The organism is Marinobacter halophilus (assembly GCF_003007685.1).
Taxonomy (GTDB): Bacteria; Pseudomonadota; Gammaproteobacteria; order Pseudomonadales; family Oleiphilaceae; genus Marinobacter; species Marinobacter halophilus.
This window is the reverse complement of record NZ_PXNN01000017.1, coordinates 492,335-507,157: the sequence shown is the minus strand read 5'-3', so window position 1 is coordinate 507,157 and position 14,823 is coordinate 492,335. Positions and strand designations below refer to the sequence as shown.

Annotated in this window: 11 protein-coding genes; 9 read left to right on the top strand and 2 right to left on the bottom strand. The window is 57.2% G+C overall.

Annotation, left to right across the window (positions count from 1 at the left end; genetic code table 11):
- Nucleotides 1-60 precede the first annotated feature (60 nt).
- From clpX to C7H08_RS16205, 4 genes are all read left to right on the top strand, one after another.
- A complete protein-coding gene (clpX, locus tag C7H08_RS16220) occupies nucleotides 61-1,344 on the top strand; it encodes an ATP-dependent Clp protease ATP-binding subunit ClpX (protein WP_106673265.1) in 1,284 nt (427 codons plus the stop codon).
- A gap of 173 nt (nucleotides 1,345-1,517) precedes the next feature.
- Entirely contained in the window at nucleotides 1,518-3,935 is a 2,418-nt protein-coding gene (gene lon, locus C7H08_RS16215) for an endopeptidase La (protein WP_106673264.1), read from the top strand.
- A gap of 237 nt (nucleotides 3,936-4,172) precedes the next feature.
- Complete coding sequence (locus C7H08_RS16210) at nucleotides 4,173-4,445, top strand: HU family DNA-binding protein (protein WP_008174603.1); 273 nt, start codon at nucleotides 4,173-4,175, stop codon at nucleotides 4,443-4,445.
- Nucleotides 4,446-4,599: 154 nt separating this feature from the next.
- On the top strand, nucleotides 4,600-6,453 hold the full coding sequence (locus C7H08_RS16205; RefSeq protein WP_106673263.1) for a SurA N-terminal domain-containing protein: 1,854 nt from the start codon (nucleotides 4,600-4,602) through the stop codon (nucleotides 6,451-6,453).
- 54 nt (nucleotides 6,454-6,507) lie between these two features.
- Here the strand turns inward: C7H08_RS16205 and C7H08_RS16200 are convergent, their stop codons facing one another.
- A complete protein-coding gene (locus C7H08_RS16200) occupies nucleotides 6,508-7,380 on the bottom strand; it encodes a MurR/RpiR family transcriptional regulator (protein ID WP_106673262.1) in 873 nt (290 codons plus the stop codon).
- Between the two features lie 195 nt (nucleotides 7,381-7,575).
- Here C7H08_RS16200 and zwf point away from each other — a divergent pair, with 195 nt between their 5' ends.
- From zwf to C7H08_RS16185, 3 genes are read left to right on the top strand one after another with little or no spacing between them, the layout of a single operon-like run.
- Complete coding sequence (gene zwf, locus C7H08_RS16195; protein WP_106673261.1) at nucleotides 7,576-9,048, top strand: glucose-6-phosphate dehydrogenase; 1,473 nt, start codon at nucleotides 7,576-7,578, stop codon at nucleotides 9,046-9,048.
- A complete protein-coding gene (gene pgl, locus C7H08_RS16190) occupies nucleotides 9,035-9,754 on the top strand; it encodes a 6-phosphogluconolactonase (RefSeq protein WP_106673260.1) in 720 nt (239 codons plus the stop codon). Before zwf ends, pgl begins: the two co-directional genes overlap by 14 nt.
- 33 nt (nucleotides 9,755-9,787) lie before the next feature.
- Nucleotides 9,788-10,444: a bifunctional 4-hydroxy-2-oxoglutarate aldolase/2-dehydro-3-deoxy-phosphogluconate aldolase gene (locus C7H08_RS16185; RefSeq protein WP_106673259.1), complete on the top strand. Its 657-nt coding sequence runs from the start codon at nucleotides 9,788-9,790 to the stop codon at nucleotides 10,442-10,444.
- A gap of 12 nt (nucleotides 10,445-10,456) precedes the next feature.
- Here the strand turns inward: C7H08_RS16185 and pyk are convergent, their stop codons facing one another.
- On the bottom strand, nucleotides 10,457-11,905 hold the full coding sequence (gene pyk, locus C7H08_RS16180; protein ID WP_106673258.1) for a pyruvate kinase: 1,449 nt from the start codon (nucleotides 11,903-11,905) through the stop codon (nucleotides 10,457-10,459).
- Between the two features lie 121 nt (nucleotides 11,906-12,026).
- Here pyk and edd point away from each other — a divergent pair, with 121 nt between their 5' ends.
- The gene (gene edd / locus C7H08_RS16175) at nucleotides 12,027-13,847 is read left to right on the top strand and encodes a phosphogluconate dehydratase (RefSeq protein WP_106673628.1); all 1,821 of its coding nucleotides are present in this window, start codon (nucleotides 12,027-12,029) and stop codon (nucleotides 13,845-13,847) included.
- Nucleotides 13,844-14,812 (top strand): glucokinase, encoded by a 969-nt coding sequence (glk, locus tag C7H08_RS16170; protein ID WP_106673257.1) that lies wholly within the window; start codon nucleotides 13,844-13,846, stop codon nucleotides 14,810-14,812. The genes edd and glk overlap by 4 nt, the downstream gene beginning before the upstream one ends.
- Nucleotides 14,813-14,823 lie beyond the last annotated feature (11 nt).

The window sequence follows — 14,823 nt, the reverse complement described above, 5'->3', positions numbered from 1 at the left end:
ATCATCCCTGGTCGGCGTATTCATCTTTAGCGCCGGCCAATGAAGAATTGAGGTATTTCAATGGCAGATGAAAGAAACGGCAGGGGCGACGATAACGGCAAGTTGTTGTACTGCTCGTTTTGTGGAAAGAGCCAGCATGAAGTCCGTAAGCTCATTGCAGGGCCCTCGGTGTTCATCTGCGACGAGTGTGTTGATTTGTGCAACGACATCATTCGGGAAGAGATTCAGGAAAATGCCCAGGAGGAGGCGAGTGACCGTCTTCCGACACCGGCAGAAATCCGCGAGACTCTGAACGAATATGTCATCGGCCAAGATCGCGCCAAAGTTGTGCTGTCAGTCGCGGTTTATAACCACTACAAGCGCCTGCGCTGCGGCGAGGGCAAGAGCGACGTAGAGCTGGGCAAGAGCAACATTTTGTTGATCGGTCCTACCGGTAGCGGTAAGACGCTACTGGCAGAAACGCTGGCTCGCATGCTGAATGTGCCCTTTACCATCGCCGATGCCACAACACTGACTGAAGCCGGTTACGTTGGTGAGGACGTTGAGAACATCATCCAGAAGCTACTGCAGAAATGCGATTACGATGTCGACAAAGCCCAGCGCGGTATTGTCTATATCGACGAGATTGACAAGATCTCGCGTAAGTCAGATAACCCGTCAATCACCCGTGATGTCTCAGGTGAGGGCGTTCAGCAGGCTTTGCTGAAGCTTATTGAAGGCACGGTTGCCTCGGTTCCTCCGCAGGGTGGTCGTAAGCACCCACAGCAGGAGTTTCTGCAGGTTGATACCACCAATATGTTGTTCATCTGCGGTGGTGCCTTTGCCGGTCTTGAAAAGGTGATTCAGGAGCGCTCTGATCGTAGCTCTATTGGCTTTTCTGCAAATGTTAAGAGCCCGGATGACAGCAAGAACACCGGCGACATCATCCGTGATGTTGAAACCGAAGACCTTGTGAAGTTTGGCTTGATTCCGGAATTTGTGGGTCGTCTGCCGGTGGTTGCAACGTTGACCGAGCTGGACGAAGAAGCGCTGGTCCAGATTTTGACAGAGCCTAAGAATGCGCTGACCAAGCAGTACCAGAAGCTGTTCGACATGGAAGGCGTGGAGCTGGACTTTCGCCAGGAAGCGTTGCGTGCGGTGGCACGTAAAGCCATGGTACGCAAAACTGGAGCCCGTGGGCTTCGCTCGATCATGGAAGCGACTTTGCTGGATACTATGTATCAGATTCCGTCTGAGCATGATGTGTCCAAGGTGGTCATCGATGAAAGCGTAATCAACGGTGATTCTGAGCCGTTCAAGATCTACGCCAACAATGACCACGCCAAGGCCGTGCCGGACGACTGATATCGGTGATTTCGAGCAAACTGGTGAAAACTGAAAGGGGCGTTTAACGCCCCTTTTTCATTAGGCCGGAGAGGTCGGCTACCGGTTTTTCGTCGCTGTAAAAAGATTGCAATTTACGCCTGCGCCCCAATGATGGGTGATATGCTGAATTAAATGCTGTCAGAGGATTCCCTATGACCCGTATATCCGAAGAAGCTGTGCAGAACTATCCACTGCTGCCATTGCGCGATGTGGTCGTGTTTCCGCACATGGTGGTCCCGTTGTTTGTGGGCCGTGATAAATCTATCCAGGCCCTTGAGGCTGCGATGGAGGGCAGCAAGGAAATTCTTCTGGTCGCCCAGAAAGATGCTTCCACCGATGAGCCGGGTGCCGGCGACGTGTTTACCATGGGCACGCTGGCGACTGTGTTGCAAATGCTTCGTCTTCCCGATGGCACCGTGAAGGTTCTAGTGGAAGGCAATGCTCGCGCCAGCATCACCGATATCACCGAAGCTGAGTACTTGTCCGGTCAGGCCATTCTGATGGACGAGGAAGCTCTGCCAGAACGTGAAGAGGGCGTGCTCACCAAGACCTTAATGGATGAGTTCGAGAAGTACGTCAAACTGTCGAAGAAAGTGCCCTCGGAGGTGTCCAATGCGTTAACCGGAATCACCGAGTTGGAGCGCCTGGTCGATACCATGGCGGCCCACCTCGACATGCAGATTCCGGAAAAGCAGGAGTTGCTGGAGGCCTTGGATGTTCGCAAGCGCGTAGACCTGCTGCTGGGCAAGCTCGATGGTGAGATCGACTTGATCGAAGTTGAAAAGCGCATTCGTGGCCGGGTTAAAAAGCAGATGGAGCGCAGCCAGCGCGAGTATTATCTGAATGAACAAATGAAGGCTATCCAGAAAGAAATGGGTAACCTGGGCGAAGGCAACAATGATTTCGAAGAGCTTGAACAAAAGCTTGAAGAAGCCAGTCTACCCGAAGAAGCCCGCAAAAAGACTGAGGCTGAGCTTAACAAGCTCAAGATGATGTCGCCCATGTCTGCGGAGGCGACGGTAGTGCGTGGCTACATCGACTGGATGCTGGCTGTGCCCTGGAAGAAGCGCAGTCGTGTGCGTCACGATCTTGAGCAAGCGCGCGAAATTCTGGACAAAGACCATTACGGTCTTGACGAGGTCAAGAAGCGCATTCTCGAGTACCTGGCAGTGCAAAGCCGGGTCAAGAAGGTCAAGGGCCCGGTATTGTGCCTGGTAGGGCCTCCTGGTGTCGGTAAGACCTCGCTGGGACAATCTATCGCCAGAGCGACCAACCGTAAGTACACGCGGATGGCACTGGGTGGTGTGCGCGATGAGGCCGAAATTCGCGGTCACCGTAAAACCTATATAGGGGCCTTGCCCGGCAAGCTGCTCCAGAAGTTGTCAAAAGTCGGTGTCAAGAACCCGCTGTTCCTGTTCGATGAAATCGACAAGATGGGCATGGACCATCGCGGTGATCCCGCGTCCGCACTGCTGGAAGTGTTGGATCCGGAACAGAATCACACCTTTAACGATCATTATCTTGAGGTGGACTACGACCTCTCCGATGTGATGTTCGTTTGTACCTCCAACTCCATGGATATTCCGTCGGCCTTGCTGGACCGGATGGAGATCATCCGAATTCCGGGCTACACCGAGGATGAAAAGGTCAACATTGCGTTGCGTTACCTGTTGCCGAAGCAGATCAAGGCGAACGGGCTGCGCAAGAACGAGCTGAACCTTTCGGAGGCAACCCTGCGCGACCTGGTCCGTTACTACACCCGAGAGGCGGGGGTACGTGGTCTGGAGCGCGAGATTGCCAAGATCTGCCGGAAGGTGGTCCGGGAGCACGTTGAAAGCAACGACAAGGCTTCTGTCACGCTGACGCAAGAGATGCTGGAGGACTATTCCGGGGTCAAAAAATTCAAGTATGGCCTTGCCGAAGAAAAAAATGAGATCGGCCAGGTAACCGGGTTGGCGTGGACTCAGGTTGGTGGCGAACTACTGACTATTGAGTGTGCGTTAACGACCGGAAAAGGTCGGGTTGTCAAAACCGGTTCTCTGGGCGATGTCATGCAGGAATCGATTCAGACGGCTTTGACGGTTGTCCGTAGCCGGGCAGCCGGGCTTGGAATCAGCGATGATTTCCATGAAAAGCACGATCTTCACGTCCATGTTCCGGAGGGTGCAACACCAAAAGATGGCCCTAGTGCCGGTATTGGCATGTGTACGGCGCTGGTTTCGGCACTGACCAAAATACCGGTCCGGGCAGACGTGGCGATGACCGGAGAGATCACGTTGAGAGGCCGTGTATTGCCCATCGGTGGCCTGAAAGAAAAACTTCTAGCCGCGCACCGGGGTGGTATCAAGACCATCATTATCCCGGACGAAAATGTTAGGGATCTCAAAGAGATACCGGATAATATAAAAGAGTCTCTGGAAATTCTTCCGGTCAAGTGGATTGATGAGGTTCTGGATATTGCACTGGCTTATCCGCCGGAGCCACGCACGGCGGATTCCGCCGAAAAAGGCACTGCTTCGAAAACAAATGACGATGCCAGCGATGCCGCAGAGCGCATAAATACACATTAAACCCGGGATGAGTTGTTGACAGGCCTGAGAGCCCGTTGGTATAACTGTTTCGCCGTGAAGCAGCCAATACCAAGGGCTCCCGCGCAGTAAGTGCCTATTCCGAATGCCGGTTAAATACCGAATGGAATAAGAAAACTGAAGAATGGAATTCTCCGACCGCTTATGCGATAGTCGGGAACGTCCTCGAAAAAAAAACCGACCTAGAACATCTTCAACCTGAAATCGAAGGGGTTTAGTGTGAACAAGTCCGAACTTATCGATGCAATTGCAGAGTCCGCAGATATCTCTAAAGCGGCAGCTGGCCGTGCGCTGGATGCTATGACCAACTCCATTACCGGTGCTCTGAAAAAGGGTGACCAGGTAACGCTGATCGGCTTTGGTACCTTCTCTGTGAAGGAGCGTGCCGCACGTACCGGCCGCAACCCTCAGACAGGCGCTGAAATCAAGATTCCGGCCTCGAAAGTGCCTGGATTCAAAGCAGGCAAGGCCCTGAAAGACGCCGTTAAGTAAAGGCTCTTTTTTTGGCAGCTTTCGCTTGCGGGAGCTGCCACAAGAATTCAAGGCGCATTCCGTACAGGGTGCGCCTTTTTGCGTTAGAGAGGGGCAGCCAGCTTGCACCTTGCGACTACCACCAGCAGAACCTTGACAGGGATTCAGGAACAACATGCTTCAAGATATTCGGGATAATGCCCAGGGCACCATCGCAAAGGTTATTATCGGCCTTTTGATCGTTTCTCTGTCGATCTGGGGGATGGATGCCATCATTGGCGGATTTTCCGGAGAGCCGGAAGTGGCCACGGTAAATGGGGAGTCCATCACCGAGCGGGAATTTTTACGTACCGTTCAATTTGAAACCCGGCAGAGACTCACCCAGATGGATGAGCCGGATCCCGCCATGCTGGACGAAGATCAGATTCGCCAAGACGTGCTTGAGGCGCTGATCCAGGAGCGGGTACTGATTCTGGATGCTCAGGAGCAGGGCCTTGAGTTGTCCGACGCTGATATTGACGCGTTGATTACCCAGATGCCCCAGTTTCAGGTTGATGGACAGTTCAACCGGGATCGGTTTGTTAGCGCGGTACGTAACGTCGGCATGGGTGTGAGTGAGTTCCGCGAGAACATGCGCAAGAATTACGTGATCAACCAGATCCGGGCATCTATCGCCCAGAGTGGCATTGCCGCGGATGAAAATGCCGCACAGTTGCTTCGCATTCAGAACCAGACCCGGGATTTCCGGGTGCTGAGCGTCAACGCGGCGTCTTTGGCTAGCCAGATTACGGTGACAGAAGACGACATTCAGGCCTTCTACGACGAAAATGCAGACCAGTTCCGCGAGCCGGAGCAGGTGGATGCCGCCTATCTGAGTCTGTCGTTGGGTGCCTTGGCTGGTGCCATCGAAATTTCGGAAGAAGACCTGCGCGCCTACTATGAAGAGCGGGCCGAAGAGTATGCCCGTGAAGAACGTCGTGCGGCCCACATTCTGATTGAGTCGGGAGCCGAGGCGGATGCAACTTTGACAGCCATTCAGGAGCGACTTGCAGCCGGCGAATCGTTTGCCGACCTCGCTCAGGAATATTCGGTGGATACGGTTTCTGCACGGGAGGGTGGTGATCTGGGCTTCGCCGGGCGTGGTGTCTATGACGAGGCGTTCGAAAACGCTCTGTTTGCGCTGGATGAGGGCCAGATTTCCGGGCCGGTTGAAACCGGTTTTGGTGTTCACCTGATCCGACTGGACGATGTTCGTCGTTCTGATGTGCCCTCCTTTGACGAATTGCAGGCGGAACTACGAGATGAGCTGGCTCGTACCCGCGCCAGTGAGCGCTTTGCGGAAGCGCGGGCACAACTGGCTGACGCTGCCTATGCTGCTGACGATCTGGCTGGCCCAGCCGAGGAGTTGGGGCTTGAAGTTCGCATAGTGGAAGGCGTTAACCGAGACGGTGGTCCTGCTCCTTTCGACCACGCTGGCCTGGTGCGCCAGTTGTTTTCCGGTGATGTTCTGGAAGGCGGCTTTAATACCGAGCTGATCGATGTTGGCGATAACGTTTCCGTGGTGGCAAGGGTGCGGCAGTATCATGAGCCCCGTCAGCGGGAACTGGCCGACGTGCGTGAAGACATTGAGGCCATGCTGGAAGCCCAAAAAACCCGTGAAGCACTGGAAGCCCGGGTTGATGAGCTGGTGGCGGCGCTTGAGTCGGGCAATCAGCCTGAGGCTCTGGAGGCGGGAGGCTGGCAGCAGTTTGAAAATCAGGGTCGCGATGGCTCTGACCTGAGCCCGTTTGTGGTGCAGCGGGTATTTGCCATGCCGCGACCTGTGGCTGGCCAGCCTTCTGTGGGCAAGGCGGTAGGTCAACGTGAAGCCGCCATCATTCTGGTTGATGCGGTGAATGAAGGCGAAGTTGATGCAGAAAGTGCTGAGTTTCAGCAGTTGCGCCAGTTCCTGACACAGCTGGAAGGGCAGCGTGAGTATACTGCCTATCAGCAGTACCTCAGAAATACCGCTGAGGTAAGTCGGGACTGATACGGTCTGGCTCAGACATAAAAAAGGGTGCTTCGGCACCCTTTTTTATGTCTGTCAGTTCAGTGGGAAGCGGGTGGCTTTCAGGCTTTCTTTGATTTTCTTGAGGTGTTCCAGGAAGTCGGGACCGCGCTTGAGGGTGACGCCGGTGGCGAGGATATCAATCACCGTGAGGTGAATAATGCGGGACGACATGGGCATATAGACTTCGGTGTCTTCCGGCGCAGTGACCCCCAGTACCGCCGTGCAGGCTTCAGCCAGCGGCGAGTCCGGATTGGTGATGCCGATGACAGTGGCGCCGTTGGCGCGAGCCAGTTGCGCAATGTCGACCACTTCTCGGGTGCGGCCGGTATAGGAAATCAGCACGATGGCATCCCCGACGCCGGCCCCGGCGGCGATCATCCGTTGCATCAGGGCGTCATCGTAGGATGACACCGGAATGTTGAAACGGAAGAATTTGTGCTGGGCATCCATCGCGACCGAGGCCGAGCCCCCCATGCCAAAAAAACTGATTTGCTTGGCCTGAATCAGGTAGTCGATAACATGGGCAATTGCCTGCGGGTTCAAGGCCTGTCGGGCCTTGTCCAGATTGGCAATGGTGCTGAGCATGATCTTGTCTGAAAATTCGGCGGTGGTGTCGTCCGGTTCGATGTTCTGCCCGACGTAAGGGGTGCCGGTCGCAATGCTCTGGGCCAGCCGGATTTTGAAGTCTGGAAAACCCGTGGCGGAGAAGCCCCGACAAAAGCGGTTGACCGTGGGTTCGCTGACATTGGCGGCCCGTGCCAGTGCGGCGATGCTGTAACGGGTGGCGGCACTCGGATCACGGAGAATGGCTTCCGCAACCTTGCGCTCGGATTTGTTAAGGGTCTCCAGTCGGGTCTGGATATCTTCCAGCAGGTTGTCGTCTCTGTGTGACGCGTTTGCCGCCATGCCGTTTACTCCCTGATGTGCGGGCAATTAGGATTGAAAAACAGCCGGATTATACCGTGTTTAGAGGCTTCATCGGGTAGTAATTGTATCAGCATTGGCGGTCGTGCTTGGATTACGAGCTCGCTGGTGTCATTATTTGGGTAAAGTTACGACATGGCTGTCTCAGGGTGAATCGGAGCGGCCCGGAGAAAGGGAATGGCGGATAGTGTGCAGACGTCCTGCGATCTGATGGTGTTTGGTGCCTCCGGCGACCTGGCGCAGCGCAAGTTGTTCCCGGCACTGTACCAGCTGGACCGGGCTGGGCTGCTGGCCAGGGACAGTCGGATTCTGGCCATTGCCCGCACAGAGGCCAGCGAGCAGGAGATACGGGTCAGGCTCAAGGAAAGGCTGCAGGAACTGATCAAGCCTGACGAGTTTGATGACGCTCTGGCGACGACGTTTGTGCAGCGGATGAACTACCTGCAGCTGGATTTTACCCAGACCGAGGGTTACTCGGCGTTGAACGAGTGGCGTGCACAGAACAATCAACTGATTGTGTACATGGCGACACCACCGGCGATGTATGGCGTGATTGCCCGCAATTTGCGTGCTCAGAGTTGCTGCACAGAGCGTACGCGAGTGGTGGTGGAAAAGCCCATCGGCCACGATCTGGACTCGTCCAAAGTGATCAACGACGAGCTGGCCGAGGTCTATCGAGAAAGTCAGCTGTTCCGCATTGACCACTATCTGGGCAAAGAAACCGTCCAGAATCTTATCGCCCTGCGCTTCGCCAACAATCTGTTTGCCTCCCAGTGGGATCAGAACCACATTTCCCATGTCGAAATTACCGTCGCAGAGAGTATGGGCATTGAGGGGCGCTGGGGTTATTTTGACAAGGCGGGGCAGCTCCGTGACATGATTCAGAGCCACCTGCTGCAGTTGCTGTGTCTGATTGCCATGGACCCCCCGGCGGATCTTTCGGCCGACAGCATCCGGGACGAAAAGGTCAAGGTACTGAAAGCCCTGAAGCGGATCACACCGGATGTCATGGAGCAGACGGTGGTGCGCGGGCAGTACACCGCCGGCACCAGCGATGGCCAACCGGTACCCGGCTATCTGCAAGAGGAGGGCGCCATCAAAGGGAGCGAGACCGAAACCTTTGTGGCCTTGAAGGTGGAAATCGACAACTGGCGTTGGTCCGGCGTGCCGTTCTACATTCGAACCGGTAAGCGCATGCCCGAGAAGATGTCCCAGATCATTATTCATTTCAAGCCAGCCCCCCATTACATCTTTGATCCTGACCAGAAGCATCTGGCCAATAACAAGCTGATTATCCGGCTGCAGCCGGATGAAGGTATGGCCCTTAAAATTTTGACAAAGGACCAGGGCCTGGATAAAGGCATGAGGTTGCGCCAGGGGCCTCTGGAACTTACCTTTTCGGAAACCTTCGACACGGAACGGATTCCGGACGCCTACGAGCGGCTGCTGTGGGAAGTTATGCGGGGTAGCCAGTATCTTTTTGTACGCCGTGATGAAGTGGAACACGCCTGGCGCTGGGTTGACCAGATAATTCGCAACTGGCACGACAGCGGTGAGCCGCCCAAGCGTTACGCTGCGGGAACCTGGGGCCCGGTTGCCTCTATCGCCATGATTACCCGGGATGGCAGGAGCTGGTATGAAGACGCCTGACCTCAAACTGCCCGAGGGTATTGAGACCTGTTTTCTGGCGTCTGCGGATGCCGTGGCCGCTGAGCTTGCCCGGGATGTGGCGGACCGCCTGCGGCAAAGGCTTTCAGTGGCGCCAGGAGTCTCCCTGGTGGTCTCGGGTGGCTCCACGCCTTTGCTGTTTTTCCAGGCATTGAGGGGTGAAAGTCTGGACTGGGCCAGGGTCAGCGTTGTGCTGGCCGATGAACGCTGGGTGGCGGAAGATGATCCGGCCAGCAATACCTTGCTGGTCAAAAAGCATTTATTGCAGGAGGCGGCAGCGGGCGCCCGATTTATACCGCTCAAAGTGACGGGAAATGATGCCGCCCAGGCCCGACCTGCGATTGAGTCGGCCCTGGCTGAGCTGAATTTGCCTCTGGATGTTCTGGTTCTGGGAATGGGCAATGACGGGCACACCGCATCGCTGTTCCCGGACGCGCCGGAGCTCCAAGAAGCCATGAATGTGCACGCCGACCAACGGTTCGCAGTGATGACACCACCATCGCAGACCCACCAGCGAATAACTCTGAGCTTGCCGGTGTTGGCGGGGGCCGGTTTTACCGCGCTGCATCTCAAAGGCCAGGACAAGCTTGAAACTTTGTCGCGGGTAGTTGCTGATCTTCAGAACTGGCCAGCCATGCCGGTGCGGGCGTTTTTTAAGCCGGGTTTGAAGGTCTACTGGAGCCCCTGAGTCAGAGACTGCCTGTTGAACAAGGAGAGTGATATGTCACAAGTGTGTGTTGAGCATCGGGAACAGCTTGGGGCAGTGTTAGCGGCTTCGCCCTTGATACCGGTAATTACTGTCCACCATCTGGATGATGCTGTGCCGTTGTGCCGTGCCCTGGTTGAAGGCGGCCTCAAGGTATTGGAGATCACCTTGCGGACTGAGTTCGGTGTTGAGGCGATCCGTCAGGTACGCGAGGCACTGCCCGAGGCGTGGGTGGGTGCCGGTACCGTGACCAGCATTGCCCAGTATCGCCAGGTGGAATCCGCAGGTGCCCAGTTTGTCATCACCCCAGGCGTGACTGAGGCCATTCTGGATTTTGGGGTAACGTCAAAAGCACCCTTATTGCCAGGCATCGCGACGGCGTCTGAACTGTTGATGGGCTATGGCCATGGCTATCGGTATTTCAAGTTTTTTCCGGCCGAGGTGTCGGGGGGTATTCCGGCACTGAAGGCCTTTTCCGGCCCGTTTCCGGACGTGGTGTTTTGCCCGACCGGAGGCATCCGGCAGAACACTGCGGCTGATTATCTGGCCTTGGAGAACGTGGCGACGGTTGGCGGCACCTGGCTGACACCGGACGATGCCGTTGCCAGCAAAGACTGGGCGCGGATTACCGAGATTGTGCGCGCCAGTCTTGCCGGTCTGAAAGCCGGTTGATCGAATACGCGCTCAGCGAATATCCGTACCCACCCGGATGATTTTCATCGAGTTGGTGCCACCCTGGGCGTTGACATAGTCGCCTTTGGTGAGCACCACCAGGTCACCGTCTTTAACAATGCCGCGGCTCTCCAGTTCTTTGACAGCCAGTGCATTGACCTGCTCGTGAGCCAGCTTGGCGGAGTCAAAGGGGACGGTCTGCACGCCCCGGTACAGCGCGACCCGATGTTGGGTTGCGTGGTGCCGGGAGAAGGCAAAAATCGGCAGGCTGGATTTGATTCTGGACATCAGCCGCGGCGTTGATCCGGTTTCGGTCAGGCAGATAATCGCCGCTACGCCTTGCAGGTGGTTGGCTGCGTACATGGCCGACAGGGCAATGGCCTGGTCGACTTTCTCCATGCTTTCGTGAATCCGGTGTTTGGACTGGTGCATGGAGGGTTGGCGCTCGGCGCCCAGACAGATCCGCACCATGGCTTCGACGGCTTCCAGCGGATAGTCACCCACCGCGGTTTCAGCAGACAGCATGACGGCATCGGTATAATCCATCACCGCGTTGGCGACGTCGGAGACTTCCGCCCGTGTCGGCATCGGATTGGTGATCATCGACTCCATCATCTGGGTGGCGGTAATGACCACCCGATTCAGCACCCGGGCCCGGGCAATAATGTGTTTTTGCACACCCACCAGTTCGGCATCGCCAATTTCCACGGCCAAGTCACCCCGGGCCACCATGACAGCGTCGGAGGCTTCGATGACCGCATCCAGGGCGTCATTGTCATGGGCCAGCTCGGCACGCTCGATCTTGGCCACCAGGCCGGCGTCAGAGCCTGCCGCTTTGAGCAGGCGCCGGGCAACGTGCATGTCTTCGGCGGTGCGGACAAAGGAGACCGCCACATAGTCCGCGCCCAGCTGTGCGGCGGTGACGATATCGCGCTTGTCTTTGTCGGTCAGGGCCTCGGCCGATAAGCCGCCGCCACGCTTGTTCAGGCCTTTGTTGTTGGACAGGGGGCCGCCGATCAGCACCGTCGAGGTAATGCTGTGGGCATCAACGGCGTTGACCTCCATTTCGATGCGGCCGTCGTCCAGTACCAGAATATCGCCTGGGCTGACGTCGTTGATCAGTTCTTCGTAATCGATGCCGACACGCTGATCGGTGCCGGCTTCCTTGTCCATGGCCGCGTCGAGCACAAAAGTCTGGCCCCGCTGCAGGGTAACCTTGTTGTTAGCAAAGCGGGCGATCCGCAGTTTTGGGCCTTGCAAGTCGGCCAGCAAGGCAACATAACGCCCTTGAGCTGCAGCAACCTCACGCACCCGACGCGCTCGCTCCATGTGCTCTTCGGCGCTGCCGTGAGAGAAGTTCAGACGGGTAACGTCAACGCCTGCGGAAATAATGCCGGCCAGCGATTCCACGCTGTCGGTGGCGGGGCCTAGGGTGGCGACAATCTTGGTACGCCTGAGCATAGTGTGTGTCCTTAGAGTATATTCAAATCTGTAATTGGCTTTTGCTTTGCTGATTGAACCTGAAAGACTTCCTGCAAGGAAGTACACTTACGTAGCGTGTCCATCGTCAATGGAGGGAACCATGCAGCCCACAGTCTTGAAGGTCACAAACCGTATTATCGAACGCAGCCGGGCGACTCGCCAGGCCTATCTGACCAGAATGGCGGAGCTCCGGGGGCAGGAGCCGCATCGCGGTACCCTGTCCTGCGGCAATCTGGCCCATGGTTTCGCCGCCTGCGAGCAAGATGACAAAGATACTCTGAAGCTGATGAGCCAGGCCAATGTGGCGATGGTGTCTGCCTACAACGATATGTTGTCGGCCCATCAACCTTATTACCGTTTTCCGGATGTCATTCGCGAAGCCGCTCACGGCATGGGCTCGGTCGCCCAATATGCCGGTGGTACCCCGGCCATGTGTGATGGCGTTACCCAGGGCCAGCCGGGCATGGAGCTCAGTCTGTTTTCCCGGGACACCATTGCCATGAGTACCGCCGTAGCGCTCAGCCACAACATGTTCGATGCAGTCATGTTACTGGGGATCTGTGACAAAATTGTGCCAGGCCTGTTGATCGGCGCCCTCAGTTTTGGCTATCTTCCAAGCATTCTGGTGCCAGCCGGCCCCATGCCGTCCGGCCTCCCCAACAAGGAAAAACAGCGGATTCGCCAACTCTATGCCGAAGGCAAAATTGGCAAGGACGAACTGCTGGAGGCGGAAAGCAAGTCCTACCACAGTCCCGGCACCTGCACCTTTTATGGCACCGCTAACTCCAACCAGTTACTGGTGGAGGTGATGGGGCTACACCTGCCGGGTTCGGCGTTCGTGCACCCGGATACCCCGTTACGGGATGCGCTCACCCGCGCCGCCACCGAGCAGGTTATCCGTCTATCCCGGCCCCAGGGCGGTACCCTCGGGCTGGCGGATATGGTGGACGAGAAAGCCATCGTCAACGCCCTGGTGGCCTTGCTGGTGACGGGTGGCTCCACCAATCACACCATCCACTGGATCGCGATCGCCCGGGCCGCTGGCATTATTATCGACTGGAACGATTACTCGGAACTGTCGTCGGTGGTGCCGTCGATGACCCGGATCTATCCGAACGGTCAGGAAGACATCAACGCCTTCCATGAAGCCGGCGGCACCCCCTTCCTGATCCGGGAGCTGCTGGACGGCGGGTACCTGCACAACGATGTCAATACCGTGATGGGGCAGGGACTGGCGCAGTACGGCCAGATGCCCGAACTGGCAAACGGCAGTCTGACCTGGCAGTCGGCAGTCAAAACAAGTCTGCGCCCGGATGTGCTCAGCAGTGCTGCCGAGCCGTTCGCACTGGACGGGGGCCTGAAAGTGCTCGAGGGCAATCTGGGCCGGGGTGTGATCAAGGTGTCGGCGGTGGCTGCCGAGCACCACTGCGTGGAGGCCCCGGCGGTAGTGTTCAACGAACAGAATGAACTGAAGGCGGCGTTCGAAGCCGGGGACCTGGACCGCGACTGTGTGGTGGTGGTGCGATTCCAGGGACCCAGGGCCAATGGCATGCCGGAGCTGCACAAGCTGACGCCCTATCTGGGCGTTTTGCAGGATCGGGGCTTCAAGGTTGCCCTGGTCACCGATGGCCGGATGTCCGGCGCGTCCGGTAAAGTGCCGGCGGCGATACATGTCTACCCGGAAGCACTGGACGGCGGGCCCCTGGCCAGGATTCAGGCTGGCGATCTGGTGTGTGTGGACGCGACCCATGGCATCCTGACGGTCAGGGTGGATGAGGACACCCTGGCCGCGCGCGAGGTAGCCACTCAAGATCTGAGTGCGCACCGTCAGGGCTATGGCCGCGAACTGTTTGGCTGGATGCGCCGCGGTGCCAGCACCCCGGAGCAGGGCGCCAGTGTGTTCTGGAGTCCTGAGGTTTGAAGGCAAAAGACCTGGTCCTGGTTGGAGACATCGGTGGCACCCACGCCCGCTTTGCTCTAGTCGAACGGGGCTCGGCGGCGCTGATGCACGCGCGCACTCTGAAATGCCATGACTACCCTGGCCCGCAGGCAGCCATCAGGGATTATCTCGCAGGCGTTCGGGCGCCCATGGTTTCTGAAGCCTGTTTCGCCGTTGCCGCGCCGGTCGTTGGCAACACCGTTGCCATGACCAATAACCACTGGATGTTTGATATCGAAGACCTCCGAAACGCCTTTGGCTGGCGCTGGTTCCGGCTGGTGAATGACTACACAGCCATGGCGCTGGGTGTACTGCACGTGCCGCAGGACAAACTGGTGTCGGTGGGTGGCCCGGCCGAAAGGCAACACGGGCCGTTGCTGATCATGGGCCCGGGCACCGGGCTGGGTGTGTCAGCGTTAGTGCCGTCCCGACAGGGGTGGGTGCCTTTGTCTACCGAAGGTGGCCATGTCGACTTTGCGCCCACAGATGAGGTTGAAGATCAGATCCTGAACCAGTTGCGTCCGGAATTTGGCCGGGTGTCGGCGGAGCGCCTGCTCTGTGGTGAAGGGTTGATGAATCTGTACCGGGTTCTGGCCATCATCAAAGATTTGCCAGCGACGTTGGCCACGCCGGAGCAGGTGACGGATGCCGCGTTGACAGATTCGAATGAGCTGGCGCAGGAAACCCTGCAGCGTTTCTGCCGGATTCTGGGGCGGGTGGCAGGCAATGCTGCGCTGACTCTGGGCAGTTTTGGTGGCGTCTATCTGTGTGGTGGCATCCTGCCGGCCATCCTGCCGTTCTTTCTGTCCAGCGCTTTTCGGGATGAATTCGAGAACAAAGGCCGGATGCGGTCACTGCTGGCATCTACGCCGGTGTGGGTGGTGCAGGATCCGCTGACCGGCCTGTACGGTGCCGCTGCGGCGCTCAGTCAGGGCGAGGCGCGCTGATGAAGGTGCCG